Below are 26,065 nucleotides of genomic sequence, written 5' to 3' on the forward strand. Positions count from 1 at the left end.
TATGGCGTTCAGCCCTTCTGAGTTGATACTGAATGCCGATGGCAGCATTTATCACTTAAACCTACATCCTGAAGACATTGCCGAGACCATTTTCGTCGTTGGCGACCCCAATAGGGTTCCGGCCATTTCAAAATACTTTGATACCCTAGAGGTTCAAAAGACCAAACGTGAATTCGTCACCCATACCGGTTACTTGGGCGGAAAACGCTTTAGCGTGCTTTCAACGGGAATAGGCACCGGCAATATCGATATTGTCATGAATGAATTGGACGCCCTGGCCAATATTGATTTGAGCACCAGTGAGGTCAAAGAAGCCAAAAAGGCGCTGAACATCATTAGAATCGGTACCTGTGGAGGGCTTCAAAAAGACATACCCGTAGATACCATCTTGTTGAGCGAAACGGGTATCGGTCTGGACGGACTGTTGCATTTTTACGATTCTGGTCATGTGCAAAATTTGGAATTGAGAGATCAACTCGAAGCGAAATTTGATTTCGGCACCGGAGGTATACGTCCGTATGCGTTCGATGCAAGCGAAAATTTGATGAAAAGGTTTGATAAAAATCGTATACGATTTGGAACGACCCTTACCAACATCGGATTTTACGGTCCGCAGGGCAGAAATCTTCGAATACCGCCCCGGTTTCAAGACTTGATCAAATCACTGGCCCAACTCGACTTAGACGGACGAAAGATCACGAATCTTGAGATGGAAACCGCAGCCATTTATGGTCTGGCCCTTTTACTTGGCCACAACGCCCTTTCGTTGAACGTGGTTTTGGCCAACCGAACAAGGGGCGAGTTTTCAAGCAACCCACAACAGTCGATTGATACGCTCATCAAATACGGTCTGGAACATTTAACGGCATCGTAAATGAAACACGTGCGTATCGTTGGTGTGCCCGAGCACTTCAATCTGCCATGGCATTTAGCCATTGAGGAAGGAGCCTTTGAAGAAAGGGGAATTGTATTGGAATGGACCGACATTCCCGAGGGTACGGGGCGTATGGCACAACTATTGGCCGACCACGAGACCGACTTGGCCATTATCTTGACCGAGGGCATCGTAAAGAGCATTTCGGAAGGCAATCCGTCCATGATCGTACAAGAGTATGTGGGTTCTCCCCTGCTTTGGGGCATCCATGTTGCCTCACAGCGCCATTTTAAGAGCGTTTCAGAGCTTAAAAACACAAAGGCGGCAATCAGTAGGTTTGGCAGTGGAAGTCATCTCATGGCCTTCGTAAACGCGCAAAAAGAGGGTTGGGATACTTCCCGACTGCAATTTGAGGTCATCGATAATTTAGAGGGTGCCGTAGCGGCCCTTGCCCATGGCACTGCCGATTATTTCATGTGGGAGCATTTTACAACGAAGCCTTTGGTCGACAGTGGTGTTTTTAGACGTTTGGGTGACTGCCCTACCCCATGGCCCTGTTTTGTCATAGCGGCCAATAAGCACTTTTTGGCGAGAAATGAAAACGTGCTTCGACATGTTTTGCAGTGCATCAACCTGTACACCAAAGAATTCAAGTCCATTCCCAGTATCAACCGTACCTTGGCCAATCGTTACGAACAAAAATTGGAAGATATCGATACATGGCTGTCACTGACGGAATGGAGCCAGAAACAGCTTACCGAAGAAACATTCAAATCGGTTCAGCAAACCCTTTTGAACCTTCATCTCGTGGCGACGGAAAAGAACTTCACCGATATGGTTTGGGGGTAGTTTCAATCAACACTTACATGTTCTAAAAAACCCGGGAAATGTCTATTGATCACCTTTTGAAAATGCGCGTCGGAAAGCGGCTTTGCCAACACCTCGGTCACCGAGGGATATTGGGCCGCCCTTTTCGCGATCTCATCATTGCTATGGATTGACAGTACGGCCACCGTGACCTTGCTTCTTTGGGCCTCACTGAATTCTTCTTCATAGGCCCTCAAAAATTGCCAACCGTCCATAATCGGCATTTCGATGTCGAGTACCAATAGGCAATGCCCAAATTCAGGGTCATCGAGATGCGCCCTAAGAAAATCAAGGGCCTCTTCCCCATTTTCAGCGGTATTGATCTCAAGTTCAGGGGTCAGGTTTTGCAAAAAAAGTTTATTCAAGAAGATGGTAGTTTCGTCATCGTCTACCATCAAAGCGGAGTTTAATGTAGTTTCGGCCATAATCATTCAGTCATTTCTAAAACAAACGTAGTTATTTTCTGAATATTTTGTAGTACTACCAAATGATTATTTCTTTTTCCATCTGTTCGAGCAATTTGTTGGTCTTGCTGAAGTGTTGGTTGCCGAACCAAAGTCCTCGATTGGCACTTAGTGGTGATGGGTGGCCAGAGGTGAGTATGTGATGTTTGTTTCGGTCGATGAGGCTTGCCTTTTTCTTGGCAAATCCGCCCCAGAGCAAAAACACCAGCCCATCAAGCTTGTTGGAAATCGTTCTGATGACGGCGTCCGTAAAAATTTCCCAACCTTTGTTCTGGTGGCTCCCCGCTTGATAGGCCCGCACCGTCAGTGTGGCGTTGAGCAATAGCACCCCTTGATCGGCCCAGCGTTCTAGGTTGCCACTTTTTGGGTAGGGCACGCCCATATCTACCTTGATCTCTTTGAAAATGTTGACCAGTGAAGGCGGGTGCGGAATGCCATCCTTCACCGAAAAACAGAGTCCGTTCGCTTGATTGGGACCATGATAGGGATCTTGCCCGATGACAACGACTTTGGTTTCTTGAAAGGGGCAATGGTCAAAGGCCGAAAAGATGTCCCTTCCCTTCGGATAGCAGGTGTGGTTCCCATATTCCTGCTTTACGAAGGTGACGAGTTCTTGAAAATAGGGTTGTTCGAATTCGGCTTGCAAATGGGGTTTCCAAGTAGGATGTATGCTTACTTCCATGATAAATTTTACGGTTACTTCTTTTTGCCCATTTTGTAGATCAGGTAAATGAAACCCACTATGAAATGCAATAGCACAATGCCTGCAATTAGGTATATAAAGGTGTTGTCATCTCTCAAGGCCCAAAAATTGTTCGAATTACGAAAATTATACTATCCAAATTTAACAATACCACCTATATTTACCACGCCTAACCATCTTAATTTGCTATGGAAATCGAATATCGAATTGTTTATCTCAAAAAACTGTTTCCGCTTCGGATAAGCCGTGGTGTTCGTGACGGTCAGTACAATCTGTTTGTTTCCGTTAGCGATGGCGGCCATACGGGTTGGGGTGAAACCTCCCCCGGTGCCAGTGAGGGTGCCGAGACGGCTGAAGAGGCCAAGTCACAGCTGGAAACCTTTTTGAAAGAGGACATCAACCTGCAATCGGTCTTTGAAACCCATGATGCCGCACTGAGGGCCAATGTCGCCCCCTGTGCTTTGGCCGCTTTAGATATGGCCCTTTGGGACCTAAAGGCAAAAAAGGCATCCATGCCACTGTACCGTATACTGGGGTTTCCAAAACCTTCGAAACCCACTTCGATCACCTTGGGCATCATGCCCCCCGAAGAGGCTAGGGAACGCCTTCCCTTGATTTTGGAAAAAAAGGGCATCAAGACCCTAAAGGTGAAATTGGGCAGTAATGAAGGGCTTGAGGCCGACAAGGCCATGTACCATGAAGTGTTGGAATACAGCAAAAGGTACCCTATATCGATTCGGGTCGATGCCAATGGGGGATGGAATGTCGATGAGGCCCTGCACATGATGAAATGGTTGGCCGATCGCGACTGCGGATATGTAGAACAACCCCTTGAAGAAGGGCGTGAGGAAGAATTATCCATTTTATTTAAAAACAGACCTTTACCTATTTTTGTGGATGAATCGTGCCGCTTTGCGACCGATATTCCGAAATGGGCCGGCAATGTCGATGGGGTAAACATGAAATTGATGAAATGTGGGGGCCTAACGGGGGCATTGCGCATCATTGCCACTGCCCATTCGTTCGGACTCAAAACGATGATCGGCTGCATGGGAGAAACCTCCATATCGATTGCGGCAGGGGCAGCTGTCTCAGGGGCACTTGACCATATCGATCTCGATTCGCACTATAATTTGAATCCGGATCCTTGCGAGGGCGCTCCCTTGATCGACGAGATCACCATGCCACTCGATGTGCCCGGACATGGCGGAAAATTTAAAACCGAAGCCTAAATGTTCGATTCCAGCCAAAAAATATGTATTTACATGGAGGGTGCCCTTGACAACGATTCGGGCAAAATGGGTTTTGGGCTGATGCGTTTCTCAAAACACCCGATCGTGTGCGTGATCGACTCCAATTATGCGGGCAAAACGGTTCAAGAAGCAGTGGGATTATCGTATACGATTCCAGTTGTACAAACTGTAGATGAGGCAATTACGTTGCAAGCTGAAATTTTGGTGCTGGGCATCGCCCCCAGCGGTGGCCGTTTTCCGGCCGAATGGGATGCGCCCATTGCCCACGCCCTAAAAAACGGTCTTTCGTTGATCAATGGACTGCACGACGACCTGAATTCACGCTTCGGGCACTTGCTCAAAAGCAATATGATCTGGGACGTTCGCAAACCCCAGCACTCTTACCCCATCGCCACGGGCAAGGCGGCACAATTGAACAACAAGCGCATTCTGATGGTGGGTACCGACATGGCCTCGGGTAAAATGACCGCGGGCCTCGAGCTCTATGCCGCCCTCAAAAAGCAAGGCGTAAAAGTGGGTTTTGTGCCCACGGGGCAGATTGGCATCACCCTAATGGGCAATGGCATTCCCTTAGATGCCGTAAAGGTTGACCAAGCGGCCGGCGCCGTTGAACAGGCCGTGTTGGAACAGGGCGACAACGATATCATCATCATCGAAGGCCAAGGGTCTTTGGCCCACCCCGGCAGTACCGCTACCCTGCCCCTGATTCGTGGCTCACAGGCCACCCACTTTATACTTTGCCATAAGGCTTTCCATGACCATCTGCGCTATCCGGTATCGCATGTGCCGGTTCCCCCGCTCGATAAATTTATTGCGCTCAATGAGGCCGTGGCCCATGCCTGTGGGTCGTTGCAATCTGCCAAGACCATTGGCATTGCCCTGAACACCTATGGTATGGAAGAGACTACTGCCCAGGCCAAAATTCAAGAGACCCAAAGTGTGACCGGACTGCCTACCACCGATGTGGTACGGTACGGGGTCGATGTACTGGTCAAAGCGGTATTCGGGAATTGAATGCCTTGAATAAATTTTGCGGCTTGCCATATTTCCTTCTATTTCGATTGGTTGTGAAGAATTTGTCTTTTTATAAAAGAATGTTCCAATGGCCCGTTTTAACAGCCCCTCTTTACCATTTTAAGGTTTCGTTTGATTATCTTCATGGCTTATCTAGATTCTAACGATGAAATACTAATGAAAGTTGGTCCATTGCTTTTTTCGGTTCTTTTTTTGGTTGCTTGTTCGCAATCAGATGGGGAATCTCCCCCAGAAATTGAACTTCCACCGACCGAGGAGGTCGAGAAGTCTGTATTATTTGATCCCGAATTTAGCGACTTGCATAATTTGCCTGCCGATCAAGGTGGTGAGCATAGATCGTATCCTTTGACGCTTGATTCTGACTTTCGTCGTCTTGGTTATTTTGCCTACATCCCTGGTGGATATGATGATAATGAATATGAATATCCTTTGCTTTTGTTTCTACACGGTTCTGGTCAAAAGGGCAATAGTCTCGGCTTTCCTCCTGGCCAACTTGACCGTGTTCTGGAGCACGGCCCTCCCAAACTGATTGAATCTGGTGATTGGAACCCTCCTTTTCCATTTTTGGTGGTTTCCCCACAGACAGAGGGGGATTGGTTTCCCGATACGGTTCATCGTTTCATAGAGTTCTTGATTGAAGAGTATAGGGTCAATACCAAAAGAATATACTTGACAGGCCTTAGTATGGGCGGGCGGGGGTGTTGGTTTTATGAGGGAACAAAAGGTAGTGAAAGTTATGCTGCGGCATTGGTGCCCATTTGCGGCAGGGGGCCTACACCAAAAGAAAATCTTATTCACGCGCCTATTTGGGCCTTTCATGGCGAAGAAGACAATGTTGTTCCGGCATTTGAAAACAATGGTTCGGTTCAGATGGTCACCCAGTTGAATGCGAACGATCCTAGACCCAAGTTCGATGCAAAATTGACCCTTTTTCCAAATGTAGGCCATGATTCTTGGGAAAGAACTTATGATGATTCGGGTATGGGAACAGAAAATTCGGAGTATGATGCATTTGATATATCCATTTACGATTGGATGCTTCAATACAGAATCGAATGATCCTTTTTATTCATTTGAGAAACCTCATCAATGAACCTCCCTTTATTCCTCCTTTATTTTAAAGCTTGATCAAGTATAAGTTTTCAAACTTATATTCGTTATATATAAGCTTTAAGGCTTATAATTATTATTTATAAGTTTTTAAACTTATATTTTATATATTTGTATCATGAACTATGCGGTCATATCTGGTGATGTAGTGGCGTTTACCAGCCTTTCGAACCCCCAAAAGGAGGCGTTAGAGGCCCGTTTACGGGCCCTGAACATTACCTTGGCCATGCAATTCGACACCTATTCAAGGCTGGTCAAGGGCGATTACTGGGAGTGTGTGGTGCCCCAGCCCGCTGATGCCCTTACCGTGGCGCTATTGGCCAAAAGCTGGGTAAAGGCCTTTACCGTGAATCCTGAAAGAAACCAGGCACGTCTAAAGAGTTTTGAGACCTATGGCATTCGCCTTGCCATTGGGTACGGTACCTTGCAGCGTTTAGATCCCGAGCGGGGCATCATCGATGGTGAGGCCATTTACCTTTCAGGTCGTAAAATGGGTGAAGAGAGCACCCATGGCAAAGAACGTGTGGTCATCAAAAACACCTTGTTCTTCATATCGGGCAACCCCCTACTCGACCAAGCGCTGGAACCGTTGATGGCCCTGATCGACCATACCATTAACAAGGCCACCGAAAAACAGAGCCTTATTCTCTATCACAAACTGCTGGGCAAGAGCGAGAACGAAATCGCCGACGAACTGGGCATTTCACAATCGTCTGTCAACCAACATTCGACCAGTCTGGGGTGGAACGCCATCGAAAAAGCCGTAACTTACTTCCGTCAAAAAATGAAGTCCCCATAAAATGAGCTTTGTACAACTATTGCTACTGCAACTGCTGGCACACATCTTGACCGATTTTACCTTTCAGTCGTACAAACAGGCCAAAGACAAGAACGAAAAGGGTTTTAAGAGCAAATTCTTGAAGTGGCACATCTTGATTATGTTTTTGAGTTCGTGGGTGCTGTCTTTACAATGGCAATTTGTATTTGCCTCGCTCTTCATCGCCCTGACCCACTGGTTGGTCGATGGCTTTAAGCCCTATTTGAACCAGAGCAAATGGGTGGGCAGGTATGCCTTTTTCATCGACCAGGGCCTACATCTTTTCTTTTTGTTGATTGCCGTGGTGGTGTATTCGAATTGGTTTTCGATGGATGTCATCATCGATATGCCCCTTTCCGAAAAATGGCTGGCCATACTATTGGCCTTTGTCTTCTGTGGCAAAGCGGTCAATATTTTCATCAAGGAAATCTTTCGATTTTTTGATATCAGAGTCGGCAACACTGAAGACCTGCCGAATGCCGGGCGCTTGATCGGCCTGACGGAACGCTATCTGATATTGGTCTTTGTCTTCGTCAATCAGTTCGCCGCTGTGGGCTTTCTATTGGCTTCAAAGTCCATTCTCCGGTATAAGAGCGAGCAAGAAGAAGGTTTCAACAAAACCGAATATGTGCTTATCGGCACATTGTTGAGCTTTGGCTTTGCCATTGGATCAGCGATTTTGGTGCAGTTGATTTTTATGGGCGAAGCGGCCTAATACTTACCTTTGCAGCATCTTTTCGATAAGTAATGTCGCAAATACATCAAAAAACACTTCAAGATCTTGAGTTTCCAGCGGTATTGGCCCAACTGTCGGCGCGATGCAATACCGATCTGGGCAAAGAGACCGTCATCACCATAAAGCCTTATACCGACAAAGAGGCACTTTTAACCATCTTGGGGCAGACCTCTGAATACCTTTCTTCGTTCACCAACGAAAACCGAATACCGAATCATGGTTTTGATGCCATCAATGGCGAATTGAAATTGTTGAATATTGAAAATACCCTTCTTGAGGTCTCTGGGTTTAGGCGGATAGTTTCCCTGTGTGATACGGTGCTTGTTCACAAGAAATTCCTGAAAAAGTTCAAAGAATACTATCCCTTGCTTTTTGAGCTATCGGATACCCTTGAGGAGAACAAATCCATTTCCATGGAAATCGGTACCATCATTGACAAGTTTGGGGAAATCAAAGATGACGCCTCAGCTGAATTGAAACACATCCGCCAGCAAATCAATGAGGTGCGGACCAAAATCAACTCCAGTTTCAATGGTGCCCTGCAACGGTGCCAGACTGCCGATTTTTTAGATGAGATCCGTGAGTCTGTCGTTGAGAACCGACGGGTGTTGGCGGTCAAGGCCATGCACCGCAAAAAGGTGAAGGGTACCGTGATGGGCCATTCGAAAACGGGAAGCATTGTGTATATCATTCCCGAAGCCACCTTAGGCCATACCCGGGCGCTGAACAATCTCGAATATGACGAAAAGGAAGAGATTCAGCGTATTCTCCGTTCACTGACGGATTTCATAAGGCCGTTTTCCGGATTGCTTGTCGAATATCAAGATTACCTGATCCATATCGATATCACGGCGGCCAAGGCAAAATATGCCGATGAGATGAATGCCACCCTTCCTAAAATCAACAAAGAAAGAGCGTTATATCTGCGCAATGCCTACCATCCCCTGCTCTATTTGACGAACAAAAGAAAGAAAGAAAAGACATGGCCACAGACCATTGAATTGCATGCAGAGAACCGTATCATAGTGATTTCGGGACCCAATGCTGGAGGAAAAAGTATCACCCTTAAGACCGTAGGCTTACTTCAAGTAATGCTTCAATCAGGACTTCTAATTCCCGTTCATGAAAGAAGTTCGGTTTGTTTTTTTGATAAGATATTGACCGATATCGGTGACAACCAGAGTATCGAAAACCATTTGAGCACCTATAGTTATCGACTAAAGAATATGCAGCGGTTTTTGAAGAAATGTGATAGCAAGACCCTATTCTTGATCGATGAGTTCGGCACAGGCTCAGACCCTGAATTGGGGGGTGCCCTCGCCGAGGCTTTTCTAGAGGTCTTTTATGAGCGTGGTTCATATGGGGCCATTACCACCCACTATGCCAATCTGAAACTGTTGGCCAATGAGCTACCCCATATGACCAATGCCAACATGCAGTTCGACAACCATACCTTAGAGCCCATTTTCAAATTGGTCATGGGCGAGGCCGGCAGTTCGTTCACCTTTGAGGTGGCCCAAAAGAACGGCATTCCCTATAACCTCATCAATAAGGCGAAGAAAAAAATAGACCGTGGCAAGGTGCGGTTCGATGCCACGATATCAAAATTGCAGAAACAGCGCAATCAAATGGAGCGAACGGGCTCACGACTTCAAGAAGAGGAAAGCAAGGCCCGTGAAGAAGCCCAGCGATTGGAAAAACTGAATGCCAAGATCAAGTCGAAACTTGAAAACTATCAAGAACTGTACGACCACAACCAGCGAATGATCTATTTGGGCAACAAAGTCAACGATGCTGCGGAGCGCTATTTTTTAGACAATAAGAAACGGCCGTTAATCTCTGAACTGCTGCGCATCGTCGAAACCGAAAATAGCAAGCGGAAGAAAACCAGCGCCAAAGAGGCCAAGACAAAAAGGGTCGAAAAAAAACAGCTCTCACAAGAATTGCAACAGAAAATCGTCAAGGTCAGGGAGCAGAAAAAAGTGGCCAAGAAGAAAGCTGCCGAGAAAGAAAGGAACAAGCCCAAACCTGTCTTCAAAATTGGAGACCGTGTTCGATTGCACGATGGTAAAGCGGTGGGCAGCATCGACATTCTTGAAAAAGGAAAAGCCGTGGTGAACTACGGCCTGTTCACCACCAATGTGAGTGTGGACCAATTGGAGTTGGTCGAAGCAAAAAAATGACAGTGGCACCAAGTTGTTGGATTCATGACCTGGGCGGCCGACCTTGAACCCTAAATTGCAAATCAATCAATGAAACCATTTGAATCTTTAAATACGTCTAGAACCAGAATTCGAAAATTTCTTCCCAAAGACAGGGATAGGCTTATCGAGTTGCTCTGCGATAGGTCGGTAACCCAGCATATGGCTTTTCCTGAAGAAATGTTGACGGAAAAAGGTGTTTCAGGCCTGCTTGAAACCACTATCGCTTTTTATGAATCGGAAACGCCCCTATTATCTTATGCCATCACCCACAAGAAAGATGATTGCCTTATAGGGGTGACCGGTTATACAATACTGACGAATAATGAAATTGAGGTGTTCTATGCCTTGCTGCCAGCGTATTGGGGAAAAGGACTTGCCACAGAGATATTGGTGACACTTACCGATCATGTATTTTCAAGTGAAGACTTTGATGCGGTCGTAGCACCGATCACAAAAGCCAACAAAGCTTCGATCAGGGTTGCTGAGAAAGCAGGTTTTACCAATCACGGTCTGCAAGAACATCCAGACTATAACGATTTGGTGTTCATGCTCAAAAAAGAAAAATTATCAAGTATATGACCGCGTTCAACACTGATGTTTCTACAAGACCGCGAACGGAACCCGAAGGTTTAGTGAACTAGGCTTTCACCTCTGGGGTTCGTATCTTTGTACCGTGAAAGAGGAAAAAAAAATAATCCTGTTTGATGGCGTTTGCAACCTTTGCAATGGCGCCATTCAATTTATCATCAAAAGGGACAAAAAGGATGTTTTTCGATATGCCGCCCTGCAAAGTGATCTGGGGGCACAGTTGGTCAAAGAACGGGGAATAGACACGTCGACGGTAGATTCGTTCGTGCTCATTGAACCCGGAATGGCCTACTACATCAAGTCAGACGCCGCATTAGAGATTGCTAGAAGCTTTGGCGGTGTTTGGAAGTTATTACAAATCTTTAAATGGATACCCTCTTCTTTTAGAAACGTCATCTATGACTTTGTGGCCCGGAACCGCTACCGCTGGTTTGGCAAAAAAGACCAATGCATGGTGCCCACCCCTGAGTTGCAGGCCAAGTTTTTGGGCTGACCCTAAAGGTGGTTGGCCATTCACCCCAAACGCTCTTAAATCATTTCAGTTTTTGTCAATAAAAAACACGAAAATGCTTAATTTACCAAGCAAAACTTAGGCAATGAAACGCATTTTTTTCTTTTTCTTCTTATTGGGCGCTATTGTCGGCAACGCCCAAGGTTATGAATTTACAACGGTGATCGACCTGCAGGCTTCACCAGTGATCAGTCAGGGCAGAACGGGCACCTGCTGGAGTTTCAGCAGCACGTCCTTTTTGGAATCGGAAATCATTCGCCTCACCGGCAAGGATATCGATTTGTCTGAACTGTACACCGTCAAAAAAACGTATCCCGCTAAAATGGAAAACTATATCATGCGGCAAGGCAAGGCGCAATTGAGTGAAGGTGGTCTTGCCCATGATGTGCTGAATGCCGTTAGACTACATGGGTTGGTACCTACCGAGGCCTATTCGGGTCTGGTCGATGTTGGTACCGATCGACATGACCATAGCGAGTTGATAGCGGTGCTCAGATCGGTGGCCGAAACCTATGTCGATAACCCCTCTGGACGCTTGAGCCAGAAATGGAGACAAGTGACCGGAAAGATACTTGATGTCTACCTAGGCGAAGATGTGCCCGAGTTCACCTACAATGGTGAATCGTACACCCCGCAATCATTTTTAAAGATGACCCAAATCAATCCGGATGATTATGTGAATTTGACCTCTTTTGCACATCAGCCCTTTTATGCAAACTTCATCTTGAACATACCCGACAACTGGAGCAACGGCAGTTTTTACAACATTCCGTTGGATGAATTTGTCGCGGTGATCAATGGCGCCCTCGACAAAGGTTTTACGGTAGAACTGGACTGTGATGTGAGTGAGAAGACCTTTTCGAGTAAACACGGCGTCGCCGTAGTGCCAAAATCAAAAGAAGATACCAAGAAATCATTGTCAGAACCTGTACCTGAAAAGGCCATTGACCAAGCGTATAGGCAGCAAGAGTTTGAAAGCTATGCCACCACTGACGATCATTTGATGCATATAACGGGCACTTTGAAAGACCAAAATGGAAAAACCTATTACAAGGTAAAGAACAGTTGGGGCACTGACAAAAGGCGTACCACTTATGATGGTTACGTGTACTTCAGCGAAAGTTACCTGCGTTTGAAATCGATAAGCATAACCGTGCACAAGGATGCCCTTTCAAAAGAGCTGGGCAAAAAATTGGGCCTGTAAAAGAGAAAGACTGTTTTTGGTTTGAACAGAGATTCTATTTCAGGTTGTTCAAAATAAAGTCCAACGTACTGTTGGTATTGTTCTTCTGATCGAAAGAGCGGCTTTTGTGGGTGATTTTTTGCACCAATCCCAGTTGTTTTAAGTATTTGATGTTCTCGAGATCATCCAATGAGACCTTTCCCATGAAAAGGACCTCCATATTTTCTTCCCGTTTGTAACGCTTGAAGATTTTTCGGAGTCCGCTGAGATATAATCGGTCTTTGGTGAACCCTCCACCCCTATGCGCCCGCAATGTAATGGAAAAAGCTTCTTCGCGATCCAATTTGTACTTATTGTGGATCAGGTCAAAGGTGTCGGCAAAACTATAGCCCTTTATCAAACTATCAGATGCCATTACCCTATGTGCCAATTCTTTTAGGCGCTTAAGGGTAAGTGCCCCACCCATATATTCACTTAAAACGGCGAGTCCTTCTTGGGTCTCGACATTTTTGGGCATTCCGTTCGAGAATATCTTCAAGGGCTGTTCGAGTCCGTTGTAAGTGGTAACCAAATGCACGCCAATCTCATGATTGGCCAAGGTCAACAATTGGTTTTTGCTGAATTTTGTATTCTTTTTGATGATCAAGGTCTTCGCACTATTACTCACCATGGCATCGGCAGCAATATGGGTAGAAAAGCGTACCTCTAAGGGAAAATCATACTGTTTTGAAAACTCCATGAAGTACTCCTCGGCTTCGAAAGGTGTGAATATCTTCTCCATATCCATTGAAGACGGTTCGTCTTCATAGTGCAAGATAAACTGTGCATTCTGTACATCTTTTTCTGTTGGCGTACCGTACACGCTCAGGGAATTGTAATAGAAGTGTTTTCCCTTGCCAATGGTCTCAATGCATTGGATCATGTTTGAATAGTAGTTGATGACATCGGTGTACATCTTTCTGATGGTGTCATCTTGTATCCGTTCTAATCGTTGGGCAAAGAAAAGTCGTTGTAGTTTAAAGGGATTGAACTTGACCTTGGGATACTTGAATTCAGGCTCAATGCTATATTTAGAGGCAAAGAATCTGTGCTTTTCTTTTTCAATGTTCTGCGGATTCACATAATTCAGCAGTTCGATACGCTTGATCAACCGGTCAAGATTGGCGTCGATTTCGAAAAGGTCAGCATATTTTTGTTGCAGCTCTTGTCGCTTTTTTTCTTCTATCATGGGGTGTTCATGAATTCTTTAGCCTGCAAAGGTATCAAATCTCTCAAATGGTTCTCAACAGATCGTACCACTTCAGGATAAATGGTGCCAGAGAGCTCATCGCAGTATACCTTGCTGATCTCAGTGGCAAATACCAAGGTGTTGGCAAAGGTCTTGGTGATGTACTTGAGAAAGTGGCCGTTGCCCTGAAAAGTGTCGTTGATGCCCGTGGTCGGCCTGATGCCATTGGGCAATGCCATGGACCCTAATTTTTCGCGCCAACTATCGACCATGTGCCCAAACCGTTCGTTGTCTATATTGCTGGTGCCCAAATTCCAGGTGGGTACTTCCCTATCCCATCGTCTCCAATTGTAACTGTGCATATCAAAGACCAATACTTTCGGGTGCAGGGCTTCCAATTTGGCCATTAGGGCATGGGTGATACTATAAAAATTAGTATGTTTTTGAAGACTGTGCTGCCTTTCTTTTTCCTTAAGTGGTTTTCTCCAGAGTTGTTTTCCCCAGGCGGTATCAAAAATTGCGGTCTCGGGCGGGCGGTTCAGATCATATTCAAAACGGCTGTCACAACCCGCGATGACAATCGGATGTGATTGTACCATCTGCTTGGTGCAGGGGTCTTCTTCGTACCAACGTTCGTATTCGGTATGCAGACAGTTTTCCCAAAGAGATTTCCTGAATTGATGTCCGTCATGCACGGCCCCACAGACATAGGGAACATAGTCATCGATTTTTATGGTAAGGGAATAATTTTCAGCTACTGCCTCGAAAACCACTCCATTATTGATGTTCGAAATGATTTCTGCTATGGAAAGCCTATGCATCTTGCACCTCTTTTCGCAAGCGTGAGCGCCTGTCAAATGCTTGTAGCTTATCCAACACCTTGCTCTCGATAAAATCAATGACCTGGCATTGGATCTTTGTTTTATAGACCTTGTTCATATAGGTAACGCCACCGGGCGACATCACGTTCACTTCGACCAATTTACCACCGATGACATCGATGCCCACAAAATAGAGTCCGTCTTTCACCAATTTGGGTCCGATTTGCTTGCAAAGGGCCTTTTCATGTTTTGTCAAAGTGTGTTTGGCCACCGAACCGCCTGCAGAGACATTTGAACGATGGTCATCGCTACCGGGCACACGTCTCATGGCACCAATGGGCTCCCCGTTCAATAAAAGTATGCGCACATCGCCTTGGTCAGCACCTTCAATGTATTCTTGAAGTATGACATAGTTAGATGTTCCGTCTGAATTGGTTACATAAAAATCCAACAACGATTTTATATTGCTCATCGCAGATTTTTCAATAAGGATGACCCCTGAGCCCCCAAAACCGTTCAACGGCTTCAAAATCATCTTGTCAGCTGTTGATTCTTTGATTTGCTGTACCAAATATTTCTTGTTTTTTGAAACATGGGTCACAGGAATGATATTGCTGTGGCTATCACCGAAAGCAGCTGTATAAAGCTTGTTGTTGGCTTCCCTAAGTCCTTGAAGGGAGTTCACGATGAACACATCATCTTTCACTGAATCCAAAAAATTCAACATCAGGGGATCCAATGGTGGATTGGCCCTCATAAAAATGACATCGAACCCGGCCAAAGGCAGCATTTCTTCCCGTATGGATGCCTGCTTGTAGAATGATTTCAGGCTACTGGGCACTTTTTCCATTTTGTTGACCACCGTGCAGAACGCAGAGGTCACGCTATTTCGAATGGTCAAATTTGCCGGAGTGCAAATGGCGACTCCGTGCTTTCGCTTTACACACTCTTGAATCAACGCTAGACTGGTATCGTTCTCAGCATCGATTTCTTCCCATGGGTACATTAAAAAACAGATGTTCATTTTGGGTTCAGAGTTTAGTTGTTTATACGCTTATTGTTTTTGCACCTTAAAAAGTTACGGCAAATACTTTAAATTTCAACGAGGCATAAAAAAGGTTTTTCTCGATCTTAATTTATGCTGGTGCCGATAGCCAAGAACACCAAACCCATAAACCCTACTTCACCTCATCGTAATGGTCATCCCACTCTTTTACCTTCGGCTCACCCAATTTGCCCACAGATTTGGCCACCATCATCGATACGGTGGCATCTCCTGTTACATTGACAACGGTACGGCACATATCCAAAGGTCTATCAACCGCAAAAATCAAGGCCAGGCCAATGGCGAGCTTATCGGGCGGGAACCCTATCGACTCCAATACGATGACCAACATCACCATACCGGCCCCAGGTACGGCAGCAGACCCGATAGAAGCCAGTAAAGCGGTCAACACAATGGTCAACTGCCCTGAGAAATCCAACGGAAAACCCAATGCCTGCGCGATAAAAACCGCCGCTACCCCTTGATAGAGACTGGTGCCGTCCATATTGATCGTGGCACCCACAGGAAGCACAAAACTGGAGACCTCTTTGTCAACGCCAATGTGTTCTTCTACCCTTTCCATGGTCACAGGTAGGGTCGCCGCGCTCGAACTGGTCGAAAAGGCCAACAATTGCGCCGGACTTATCTTGCTCAAAAATGCAAAGGGGTTATAGCCGGTAAAGGTCGAAACGACAATGCTGTAGAAAACGATCATCAAGAGAAGCCCCAAGACAACCACACCAGAGTACTTCAGCAAGGCCAACAATAGTTCGGGGTCACTTGAGGAGACGACCACGCCCGCTAGCAGTGCAAAAACTGCATAAGGTGCCGTCAGCATAATAAGATCGACCATTTTTAGCACCACCTCGTTCAGGGAATCGAAGAAATTCTTTAGGGGCTTGGCATCTTTTTCACCTATCAACAGCATCGAGATGCCCAAGAAAATGGCAAAGAATATGACCTGGAGCATCAAACTGTTTTCTGACATGGCGTTCAAGGCATTGTCGGGCACCATATCGACCAAAAACTGCAAAGGGCCACTTTCCTTTTGCCGAGAGGCTTCCTCTAGTTTTGAGGTGACACCTGCATCAGAAGCGTATGTGGAAGTGAGTTTATCAATAGTATCTTGTGAGATGCCCTTTCCGGGAACAAGGGTGTTGACCAACAATAGTCCGACCGTGATGGCCACCACTGTTGTACAGACATAGATGATAATGGTTCGCACCCCAATGTTCCTGAATTTTGAAATATCCTTCAAATCGGAAATGCCCTTGACGAGCGATGCCAAGATCAACGGAATGGCAATCAGTTTCAACAGTTTCACAAATATGGTCCCGAAGGGATTGATCCAATCTGCAACAAAGTCACGACCCCAATCTGGATAGGTCATTACAAATCCGAAGAGAATGCCGAGTAGCATTCCGATAAGAATTTTCCAATGCAATTGCAGTTTTCGCATAGTCTATATTTTGATGGGTAAGATACCATTTTAAGTAGGAAGTACGAAATGGGAAGTGTGAAGTGCGAGGTGTGAAGTAAGAAGTAGGAAGTACGAAATGCGAAGTGGGAAGTGGGAAGTGTGAAGTAAGAAGTAGGAAGTACGAAATGCGAAATGCGAAGTGGGAAGTGGGAAGTGTGAAGTAAGAAGTAGGAAGTACGAAATGCGAAGTAGGAAGTACGAAATGCGAAGTGTGAGGTAAGAAGTGAAAAGTGCGAAATGCGAGCTGTTAAGTAAGAAATAGGAAGTACGAAATAGGAAGTGTGAAGTAAGAAGTGGGAAATACGAAATGCGAGGTGTGAAGGAAGAAGTGGGGAATGAGAAGTGGGAAGTGCGAAATACGAAGTGGGAGGTGTGAAGTAAGAAGTGGGGAATGAGAAGTGGGAAGTACGAAATACGAAGTGGGAGGTGTGAAGTAAGAAGTACGAAGTGTGAAGTACGAAATGTGAAGTGTGAAGTTAAAAGAAGAGCATGTAATTTTAAACATTCAACAGGCAATGTGCCCCTTCACCTTGGCAACAGCGTCACAATTTATTGGTCCGCGCCAACAACCAGTGATCGGCCAGCACCAAGGCGGTCATGGCTTCTACAATAGGCACGGCTCGTGGTACCACACAAGGGTCATGGCGACCTTTTCCTTGGGCCGCTACCTTTTCACCCTTTTTGTTGATCGTATCGTAACCTTGCAGTATGGTGGCCACGGGCTTAAAGGCCACATTGAAATAGATGTCCATTCCGTTGCTGATACCACCTTGAATACCACCGCTGCGGTTTGTTTTCGTGGTGCCATCTTCATTGTACTGGTCGTTATGTTCGCTACCCTTCATGGTCACACCTGAAAATCCGCTGCCATATTCAAATCCCTTGACGGCATTTATCGAAAGCATGGCCTTGCCCAGATCGGCATGCAACTTGTCGAAAACAGGTTCGCCCAAGCCGACCGGTACATTTTGGGCCACGCAGGTAATGACCCCACCGATGGTGTCGCCCTGTTTTTTTATGGATTTGATGTATTCTTCCATTTTCGATGCCATTTCAGGGTCTGGGCAACGTACCGGATTCTCTTCTATGTTTGAGAAATCGAGTTCTTGATAGGCCTTGTTGAGTTTCATTTCCCCTACCTGCGATACGAAGGCGGTTACCCGTACTTCTTTCAACAATTGTTTGGCAATGGCACCGGCCACTACCCTACTGGCTGTTTCGCGGGCCGAGCTTCGGCCGCCACCGCGATAATCACGCAATCCATATTTCTGGTCATAAACGTAATCGGCATGTGACGGGCGGTACGAATCTTTGATATGGGAGTAGTCTTTTGATTTCTGGTTGGTATTGTGAATGGCGAACCCAATTGGGGTTCCCGTGGTCTTCCCTTCAAAGATTCCGGAGTAGAACTCAACGGTGTCTGGCTCTTTTCGTTGGGTCACAATGGCCGATTGCCCTGGTCTGCGCCTGTCCAAGTCGTTTTGTACGGCATCTAGATCCAATTCCAATCCTGCAGGGCATCCATCAATAATGCCACCAATGGCTTTGCCGTGCGATTCGCCAAAGGTGGTCAATTTGAAAAGGTTGCCAAAGGTGTTTCCTGCCATTGAATTGCGAATAAGAAAACCAAAGGTACTTTTTAAAAATCTTATACAAAAACTTGAACTTCCTTAATGTTTACCTAACATACAAAGCGCCCACATCACAATAGTTTAACACTTTTCTGATAGATACTTGATATGAATTTGATTATCAGTTCATGGCCGCATCGTTACTTTGCAGCTAAACTATCTTTGTATTGAAAAAAAGAAAACTGGAATTGGCCGTAATTTCTGACGTTCATTTGGGTACATATGGTTGTCATGCAGATGAACTGATAGCGTATCTCAATAGCATTGATCCCAAAAAGTTGATATTGAACGGCGATATCATCGATATATGGCAGTTCAGCAAACGATATTTTCCAGCCTCACACCTTAAAGTCTTAAAAAAACTGATCGGTATGGCCGCCAAAGGCACTGAGGTCATTTATATTACCGGCAACCATGATGAAATGCTCCGTAAGTTTGCCGATACCACTATGGGCAATGTCACCATTACCAACAAATTGGTTTTGAACCTTGATGGTAAAAAAGCGTGGATTTTTCATGGTGATGTTTTTGACATCTCGATACAAAATGCCAAGTGGCTGGCCAAACTAGGTGGGTATGGATATGATATGCTCATTCTTCTGAACCGTTCGGCGAACTGGTTTTTGAAGGGGATGGGAAAAGAAAAATACTCCCTCTCAAAGCGCATAAAAAATAGTGTCAAGAGTGCTGTCAAGTACATCAATAATTTCGAAAAAACAGCCGGCGACCTCGCTATCGAGAATGGCTATGATTATGTTGTATGTGGGCACATCCACCAGCCCAAAAAAGAGAGGTACGAGAACAAAATAGGTCGCTGTACCTATCTTAATTCAGGTGATTGGGTCGAAAATCTGACGGCTCTGGAATATTCATTCAAAAGGTGGAAAGTCTACTACTACAGCCAAGATAAGCTGTCGCCATTCTTTGTCGATGATGATGTCAAGGAAATGGATATCAATCAACTTATCGCCTCGATCACTTCTGCACAGGCCGAAAAGACCAAAAAGGAAAAAGAACCGATTGCAGGGGCAGATGATGACATTTTAGACGATCAGGGCTTCCCGCAAGATGGTGACGGGGTGTAGCGCCGTTCTGCCCGTACCGTCCATTATTTGATGACGGCAACTGGTGCCATTGGCCGCTATGAGGGTATCTGAACCACTTTTTCTTACGGATGGAAAAAGCTTGAGCTCACCTATTGCCATACTGGTATTGTAATGTTCTTTCTCGTAACCGAAAGAGCCCGCCATACCACAACAGCCCGAAGTGATTATGGAAACCTCATAGTTTTTGGGAAGATTGAGAATGTCAAAAGTCACTTTTTGGTTTGAAAGCGCTTTTTGATGGCAGTGATTGTGGATTTTCACCTTTTTTTGGGCATCGGTGAACCGCTCGGCACCGATGACACCATTGGTCACCTCATTGGCAAGAAATTCTTCGATCAAAAATGACTGCGCACCCAAACGTTCAACCTGCTCTTGGTCATCGACCAGTCTTTTATACTCATCGCGGAAGGTCAAAATGGCCGAAGGTTCCAAGCCGACAATGGGGGTGCCCGATTCAAGTATAGGTTTGATTTGTGAAAGGTTTTCCTTTGCCAATTGTTGGGCTTGTCTCAAGAACCCCTTTGAAAGGTAGGTCCTTCCGCTCTCTGCATATAGCAGCTCGACATCGTACCCCAAACGGGTCAAAAGTTCGATGGCATCCTTACCTACTTCAATATCGAGGTAGCGGGTAAACTCATCAATGTACAAAACAACTTTTGAAGAATGTCTATTATATTGATTTTTAAAATGTTGTAAGTACTTATCGAAATTTTCACTATAGACTTTTGGAAAAGTTCTTTCTACCGCTACCCCGACCGATTTCTTCAGGGTATTCGACAACAACCGAGAGCTGTATACCCAATTGGTAAGTCCACTGATCTTACTGGCCAAACGATTTATTTTGGTGTTGTGAGCGAATAGCTTGCTACGCAATGAATACCCATTGGCCTCTTGGTATTGATACTGGAATTCGGCCTTGAGGGCCGCCACATCCACATTACTGGGGCATTCACTTGAACAAGCCTTGCAGCTGAGGCACAGGTCAAAGACTTCTTTCAACTCTTTGTGGTCAAAACGATTGCTTTTTTCTGTATTGGTCAAAAATTCCCGTAACGCATTTGCCCTGCCACGTGTGGTATCCTTCTCATTCTTGGTGGCATGGTAGCTGGGGCACATAGCACCCGACACATGGTGCGTCTTGCGGCAGTCCCCACTGCCGTTGCACTTTTCAGCGGCGCGCAAAATTCCTTGGCTATCTGAAAAGTCCATAAGGGTTTTTATTTCGGGCTCTTCCCTGTTGATTTTGTAGCGCAATGAAGCATCCATGGGGTAGGCTTCCACTATTTTTCCCGGATTCAAAATGCCTTCGGGGTCGAAGTAGCTTTTGATTCGTCTTAATAGTTCATAGTTCTTTTGCCCGATCATCATGGGAATGAACTCTGCGCGTACAATGCCATCGCCATGTTCGCCACTAAAGCTTCCCCTATATTTTTTGGTCAATTGCGCCACATTTGTAGTAATCTGGCGAAAGAGTGCGACATCATTACTTTTTTTAAGGTTTAGAATAGGCCGTAAATGTAGTTCCCCTGCCCCGGCATGGGCATAGTACACCGCTTCTTGGCCATAACCCTTCATGATTTCAGTAAACTCGAGAATGAAATCTTTCAAATCTTCCAAGGCCACCGCTGTATCTTCTATACAGGCCACTGCTTTGCGGTCGCCCACCATGTTGCCCAGCAGCCCAAGGCCGGCTTTTCTAAGTTCAATTGCCTTATTAATATCATTGCCCCGAAGTGTGGGGGCCGCATAGCTCAAACCTGATCTTTTGATGGTCTGCTGCAGTGCGCTGAGCTGTTCTTGCAACTCCTTCTCGGTATGTGCCCTGAGCTCGAGCATCAGAATCGCGGCCGGATCCCGCTCTACAAAAAAGCGGTTTGCCAATTGTTGACGATTGTTCTTCGTGCAGTCGAGAATCACCTTATCCATCATCTCACAGGTGAACAGGTTGTGGGCCATTACCGGCGCTACATCACCAAGACAATCTTCGAGTGTCTCATAATGGGTGGCCACCATTGCAGAAAGTGGTGGTGGCAAGTCATCTAATTGTAAGGTGATTTCAGTGGTAAAGGCCAAGGTACCCTCGCTACCGCAAAGCAATTTGCAGAAGTTGAATGTTCGATCATTAGTGCCGAAAAGATTGTTCTTGAGCAGTTCATCAACTGCATAGCCCGTATTTCTGCGGTGTATCTCCGGTTTGGGGAATTCTTTGATGATTTCTTTTTGGATGACCGGATCTGACAGTTCGTTCGCAACGGCCGCATACAGATTTCCCTCGAAACTATTCTCCTTGGCTTTTTTATGATATTCTTCTTTCTCGACCGACCCAAAAACGGCAATGCTGCCATCAGAGAGAACAGTATTGAGCGACACTACTTTATCTCGGGTAACGCCATATTGGATCGATGTGGTGCCTGAGGAGTTGTTCCCTACCATCCCCCCTATCATACAGCGGTTCGAGGTTGAGGTATTCGGACCAAAAAACAGTCCGTAAGACTTTAGATATTGATTGAGCTCATCACGAATTACCCCTGGCTCAACCCTGACCTGTTTCTTTTCTTGGTCGAGGTGGAGAATTTTTGTAAAATGCTTCGAAGTATCGACGATTATGCCATCGCCCACACATTGCCCGGCCAACGAAGTACCTGCTGTACGGGGTACCAATCCGATTTTGTTTTTTCTAGCAAAGTGCACCAAAACCTGAATGTCCCTTTCGGATTTGGGGTAGGCCACGGCCGCAGGAAGCTTGCGATATACAGAGGCATCCGTGGCATATAGTGCCTTGGTCAGTTCATCGGTGTGCAAAGTGCCTTCAAGTTGTGTAGAAAGTGGATCCAGCAAAGATTTATTCAATTCGGAACAATTTTTGAGCAACAAAACGAGTTATAGCAAACAGTTGAACAAAGCTATCCTTAATTTTTTAACTAAAAGAGAAACTTATGAAGATTACCACAATTTTTATGGTGCTATTTGCATTTGCAACGGTATCGCTGCAGGCGCAGAGCATTTCTGACCACGCCTTGGGGCTTCGCCTTGGCGATAGTGACGGGTTTGGTGCCGAAATCTCGTACCAAAAGTCAATCGGGCGTTTCAATCGCGCAGAATTCAACTTGGGCTGGCGTGACAGTCGCAACTTTGATGCGTTCAAGTTGGCCGGGGTCTATCAATGGGTACATAACCTAGATGGTGGTTTCAATTGGTACTATGGTGTTGGTGGTGGACTTGGAAGTGTAGATTTTGCCCCTGTGCCCGATGGTGACGATGATGACGGACTCTTTGTCTTTGCCGCAGGAAATATCGGTGTCGAATACGATTTTGACATACCATTGTTGCTGTCGCTTGATTTTCGCCCCGAAATAGGAATTTTGGGCTACGATGGCTTTAGCGACAATTTTGATTTCGATATAGCCCTGGGCATACGCTACCAATTCTGACCACAAAAAGATTATCGATCATGCTTTAGCCCTTAACCTGATGTTAAGGGCTTTTTTTATACCCATGGTATTCAATACCTTTGCGGTTCAAAATTTTATTTATGAAGAAAACAGTATTTGCCCTATCAATAACCTTATTGTTTATTGCCTGCAATATTGAAAAGACCGGTTATGCCCTTAAAGCCACTGTCGATGGTGAGGTTGAAGACAGCACAAAAGTATATTTGAGAACGACCGACAGCCTGAACCAATTGGTCGAAATCGATACAGCTCAGATCACTGAAGGAAGTTTTGAGTTCGAAGGAAACCAAGAAATACCACAACTACATTATATTTTCATAGAGGGACTTATGGGAAATGTGCCCGTGATTTTGGAAAACGGTTCCATAAGCGTGAAATTTCAAAGAGACAGTCTTTCTTTTGCCAAAGTTGGTGGTACCCCACAGAACGAGTTTTTTGCGGATTTCATGGAAGGCTCACGTTCGTTCATTGAGATGGGCCGTTCTTTTAACGATGATATGCGCAAGGCCGCTGCTGCAAGAGATACAGCAATGATAGAGTCTTTAAGGGAAGAGTCCCTTGAGCTTCAAGAAAAGATGAAGAACTTCAACATTGATTTCATTAAAGAAAATCCAAATGCATTGGTCTCTGCCCTCATACTTGAGAATCTGATGAGAACACGGATATTGCAAACAAAAGAAGTCGATTCATTGTTCCAGAATTTTACTCCAGAAATCAAGGCGACAAAACCTGGCAAAAATCTTGAAAAACAGTTAGAAAGAACCAAAGCTACCGATATAGGTGAAGTGGCGCCTGATTTTTCGGGTCCTACACCTGATGGTACTGTTTTGGCCTTGAATGAAGTAACGGTAAAGGGAAAGGTGACCTTGATAGACTTTTGGGCCGCTTGGTGCCGCCCCTGCCGTGTTGAAAACCCAAATATTGTCAACGTTTACAATAAATACAAAGATAAGGGACTGAACATTGTGGGTGTTTCATTGGATGCTCGGGAAGAGCAATGGAAGCAGGCCATTGCGCAAGACGGACTTGAGTGGCACCATGTGTCACACCTTAAGCGCTTTCAAGACCCTGTGGCACAGCTCTACAATGTGAATGCCATACCCGCTGCCTTTCTGTTGGATGAAAATGGGGTCATCGTGGCCAAAAATCTTCGCGGTCCGGCGTTGGAGAAAAAAGTGGCAGAATTACTGAACTAGATACTTTAAAAAGAAAAAGCCCCGATTGTTCATCGGGGCTTTTTTTGTTGATCGTTTGCTTGTTAGAATTTGTTCTGTATGTCTTCAAAGTCACCGGTAACGGTGGCATTCTCATCGATCTCAACATCTCCCAAAATATTAACTCTTGAACCACTGCCCAAGAACTCAAGTGTAGCGCCTTCTTCAAGGATCAAGTCGCCATAGACCGTTAAGTCACCCTCTACCCTAAAAGTGGCGCCTTCGTCTACGGTAAGATTCCTTCTTCTGTTGTTTCGGGCCACAATAAATGTGCCCCTCATTTCAAAAAGACCGTTTTCCTCAATGTCCACTGCCTCTCTTACCGTCCAAGTGCCACAAAGCAAGAGTGACCCTGAAATATTTATTTCCCTAAAACGTCTCGATCCGCTAAAGGCCAATTCTTGATCGGCCCCAACATTTAGCCTTGAGCTGCCATTGTAACTTGGTGAATCGGCGCATCTGGCCTCTAGACTCGCTGAGGGTTTATTCATTTTGATGATCTGCAGCCCTGATTTTCCCGAGGCGGCAAAAATGTAATCCCCTTTCGACTCCACATAGTTTATAGATCCGTTCAATTCGATGATGCCCACGACATTGGCTCCTTTTGAAACGTCTTCGGAAAGACACAGTCCCGCACCGCCATTGGCCATCAACAGCACATCTTCGTTCATGGTAACGGCATTGGTAACAATATCTGATTGTGCCACCCCATCAGGATCGATAATGATTGGAACGTGCTCTAGAAAGTTGCCCGAGGCATAGTCGTAAATTCCGGCCCCGGCCTCTCCTTCGGCGACCACAATTTTATCAGATGAAAAATCAAGGGTACGTTTATCGGCAATCCTGAAATCGGCATCGATGGCAATGCCATTGATCTGTGCAAGGTTTTGATCTAGAATACGTACGCCAAAGTCGGCATCCAATACCCCTATATTATCATTTTTCATCCTTACAGATCGTAAATCTGAGAATGGGGTATCGTCAAAAGCCTCAAGAGTGTTCTTGTTGTACAATGTCACATAGCCCTCTTTTCCACTGGTTACGATGACCGAATTGGCATTGGTCTCAACATCGGTGGCCACGAAGCCTTCTTGAAATCCGTAGAGAATTCCTGCATTGAGGTTAAAACGGCCGTTATCTACCTTTATCTTGGCCACGAAAGAGTTAGCGGTGGCCCGCACAGATTTCTCTGAATCCACCCCACCGGCGGCATATACATAACCATTGTCATATTTTACCGAACTGATATCTGCATTGATATAATAAAGTCTCGAGGTTATTCTCGGATTGTTGGGATCGGCCACATACACGATATCGATTCCGCCAACATAAGGCTCACCAACGGTATTGTAGCCCACATAGGCATAATTGCCCTCAACATGCACATGTGAAGCGGTCAGGTTATCACCACCGCTGAATTTGGGCGGTGCGATCTGTGCCACCAAGGTAAGGGGGTAATTGCCGGCCTGTTCGTCTGCAAATCTCGAGAGTTTACCGGTTAGCTGATCTTCACTGAAGATATCGAGCACCCCGGCCTCATCGAGTGAGACACTATTCTTTAAAACTGTCTCGCTTGTTTCAAGAGATACGGCATCTTGTTGGTCTTCAAAGATGGTCGTTTCGTCAGAGCAAGATAAAACCAATAATAGGGAAGCAGCTAGATAGGGTATCGTTTTTCTCATAGAGTAGGTGGTTTGTTTTGGTGACCTACTAACGGACCTATGCTGCTTTATTGTACGAAAT

General features: G+C 45.6%; 23 protein-coding genes. 14 read left to right on the forward strand and 9 right to left on the reverse strand.

Translation table 11 applies throughout. The features are described 5' to 3' along the window. Position 1: 1 nt before the first annotated feature. Positions 2–874, forward strand: coding sequence for a nucleoside phosphorylase (locus tag L0P89_RS15835; RefSeq protein ID WP_235266088.1), 873 nt, complete (start codon positions 2–4; stop codon positions 872–874). Next, positions 875–1,723 carry a substrate-binding domain-containing protein gene (locus L0P89_RS15840; protein WP_235266089.1) on the forward strand — a complete coding sequence of 283 codons (849 nt, stop codon included), beginning with the start codon at positions 875–877 and terminating at the stop codon, positions 1,721–1,723. A 2-nt stretch (positions 1,724–1,725) separates the two neighbouring features. Here the strand turns inward: L0P89_RS15840 and L0P89_RS15845 are convergent, their stop codons facing one another. Then, positions 1,726–2,136: a response regulator gene (locus L0P89_RS15845; protein ID WP_235266090.1), complete on the reverse strand. Its 411-nt coding sequence runs from the start codon at positions 2,134–2,136 to the stop codon at positions 1,726–1,728. Positions 2,137–2,221: 85 nt separating this feature from the next. Further along, complete coding sequence (locus tag L0P89_RS15850; protein ID WP_235266091.1) at positions 2,222–2,887, reverse strand: uracil-DNA glycosylase; 666 nt, start codon at positions 2,885–2,887, stop codon at positions 2,222–2,224. A 209-nt stretch (positions 2,888–3,096) separates the two neighbouring features. On the opposite strand from L0P89_RS15850, the gene L0P89_RS15855 reads away from it, so the two are divergent. From L0P89_RS15855 to L0P89_RS15895, 9 genes are all read left to right on the forward strand, one after another. Beyond that, positions 3,097–4,140, forward strand: a complete 1,044-nt coding sequence (locus L0P89_RS15855; protein ID WP_235266092.1) for a dipeptide epimerase — start codon at positions 3,097–3,099, stop codon at positions 4,138–4,140. Beyond that, positions 4,141–5,175 (forward strand): DUF1611 domain-containing protein, encoded by a 1,035-nt coding sequence (locus L0P89_RS15860; protein ID WP_235266093.1) that lies wholly within the window; start codon positions 4,141–4,143, stop codon positions 5,173–5,175. Between the two features lie 177 nt (positions 5,176–5,352). Further along, entirely contained in the window at positions 5,353–6,255 is a 903-nt protein-coding gene (locus L0P89_RS15865) for a dienelactone hydrolase family protein (RefSeq protein WP_235266094.1), read from the forward strand. A gap of 169 nt (positions 6,256–6,424) precedes the next feature. Further along, positions 6,425–7,105 (forward strand): fumarate hydratase, encoded by a 681-nt coding sequence (locus L0P89_RS15870; RefSeq protein WP_235266095.1) that lies wholly within the window; start codon positions 6,425–6,427, stop codon positions 7,103–7,105. A gap of 1 nt (position 7,106) precedes the next feature. Then, positions 7,107–7,838, forward strand: a complete 732-nt coding sequence (locus L0P89_RS15875; RefSeq protein ID WP_235266096.1) for a DUF3307 domain-containing protein — start codon at positions 7,107–7,109, stop codon at positions 7,836–7,838. Positions 7,839–7,870: 32 nt separating this feature from the next. Then, positions 7,871–10,042, forward strand: a complete 2,172-nt coding sequence (locus tag L0P89_RS15880) for an endonuclease MutS2 (protein WP_235266097.1) — start codon at positions 7,871–7,873, stop codon at positions 10,040–10,042. A 69-nt stretch (positions 10,043–10,111) separates the two neighbouring features. Continuing rightward, entirely contained in the window at positions 10,112–10,642 is a 531-nt protein-coding gene (locus L0P89_RS15885; protein ID WP_235266098.1) for a GNAT family N-acetyltransferase, read from the forward strand. A 94-nt stretch (positions 10,643–10,736) separates the two neighbouring features. Then, complete coding sequence (locus L0P89_RS15890) at positions 10,737–11,144, forward strand: thiol-disulfide oxidoreductase DCC family protein (protein WP_235266099.1); 408 nt, start codon at positions 10,737–10,739, stop codon at positions 11,142–11,144. Positions 11,145–11,247: 103 nt separating this feature from the next. After that, complete coding sequence (locus L0P89_RS15895) at positions 11,248–12,366, forward strand: C1 family peptidase (RefSeq protein ID WP_235266100.1); 1,119 nt, start codon at positions 11,248–11,250, stop codon at positions 12,364–12,366. Positions 12,367–12,400: 34 nt separating this feature from the next. On the opposite strand, the gene L0P89_RS15900 is transcribed toward L0P89_RS15895, so the two are convergent. From L0P89_RS15900 to aroC, 5 genes are all read right to left on the reverse strand, one after another. Then, the gene (locus L0P89_RS15900) at positions 12,401–13,573 is read right to left on the reverse strand and encodes a flavohemoglobin expression-modulating QEGLA motif protein (protein ID WP_235266101.1); all 1,173 of its coding nucleotides are present in this window, start codon (positions 13,571–13,573) and stop codon (positions 12,401–12,403) included. Continuing rightward, complete coding sequence (locus L0P89_RS15905) at positions 13,570–14,394, reverse strand: N-formylglutamate amidohydrolase (RefSeq protein ID WP_235266102.1); 825 nt, start codon at positions 14,392–14,394, stop codon at positions 13,570–13,572. The genes L0P89_RS15900 and L0P89_RS15905 overlap by 4 nt, the downstream gene beginning before the upstream one ends. Next, entirely contained in the window at positions 14,387–15,418 is a 1,032-nt protein-coding gene (gene gshB / locus L0P89_RS15910) for a glutathione synthase (protein WP_235266103.1), read from the reverse strand. The genes L0P89_RS15905 and gshB overlap by 8 nt, the downstream gene beginning before the upstream one ends. 154 nt (positions 15,419–15,572) lie before the next feature. Further along, positions 15,573–16,898: a dicarboxylate/amino acid:cation symporter gene (locus tag L0P89_RS15915; protein ID WP_235266104.1), complete on the reverse strand. Its 1,326-nt coding sequence runs from the start codon at positions 16,896–16,898 to the stop codon at positions 15,573–15,575. A 563-nt stretch (positions 16,899–17,461) separates the two neighbouring features. Next, entirely contained in the window at positions 17,462–18,526 is a 1,065-nt protein-coding gene (aroC, locus tag L0P89_RS15920) for a chorismate synthase (protein ID WP_235266105.1), read from the reverse strand. 191 nt (positions 18,527–18,717) lie between these two features. Here aroC and L0P89_RS15925 point away from each other — a divergent pair, with 191 nt between their 5' ends. Next, the gene (locus L0P89_RS15925; RefSeq protein ID WP_235266106.1) at positions 18,718–19,635 is read left to right on the forward strand and encodes a UDP-2,3-diacylglucosamine diphosphatase; all 918 of its coding nucleotides are present in this window, start codon (positions 18,718–18,720) and stop codon (positions 19,633–19,635) included. Here L0P89_RS15925 and L0P89_RS15930 read toward each other — a convergent pair. Further along, positions 19,594–22,506 (reverse strand): FAD-binding and (Fe-S)-binding domain-containing protein, encoded by a 2,913-nt coding sequence (locus tag L0P89_RS15930; protein WP_235266107.1) that lies wholly within the window; start codon positions 22,504–22,506, stop codon positions 19,594–19,596. The two genes, L0P89_RS15925 and L0P89_RS15930, sit on opposite strands and share 42 nt — an antisense overlap. 86 nt (positions 22,507–22,592) lie before the next feature. Here L0P89_RS15930 and L0P89_RS15935 point away from each other — a divergent pair, with 86 nt between their 5' ends. After that, positions 22,593–23,087 carry a hypothetical protein gene (locus tag L0P89_RS15935; protein ID WP_235266108.1) on the forward strand — a complete coding sequence of 165 codons (495 nt, stop codon included), beginning with the start codon at positions 22,593–22,595 and terminating at the stop codon, positions 23,085–23,087. 101 nt (positions 23,088–23,188) lie between these two features. After that, positions 23,189–24,304 (forward strand): TlpA disulfide reductase family protein, encoded by a 1,116-nt coding sequence (locus L0P89_RS15940; RefSeq protein ID WP_235266109.1) that lies wholly within the window; start codon positions 23,189–23,191, stop codon positions 24,302–24,304. A 62-nt stretch (positions 24,305–24,366) separates the two neighbouring features. Here L0P89_RS15940 and L0P89_RS15945 read toward each other — a convergent pair whose 3' ends face one another. Then, a complete protein-coding gene (locus L0P89_RS15945) occupies positions 24,367–26,004 on the reverse strand; it encodes a hypothetical protein (protein WP_235266110.1) in 1,638 nt (545 codons plus the stop codon). Positions 26,005–26,065 lie beyond the last annotated feature (61 nt).

Origin of the sequence: Muricauda sp. SCSIO 65647, from assembly GCF_021534965.1 — a bacterium.
Lineage (GTDB): Bacteria > Bacteroidota > Bacteroidia > Flavobacteriales > Flavobacteriaceae > Flagellimonas_A.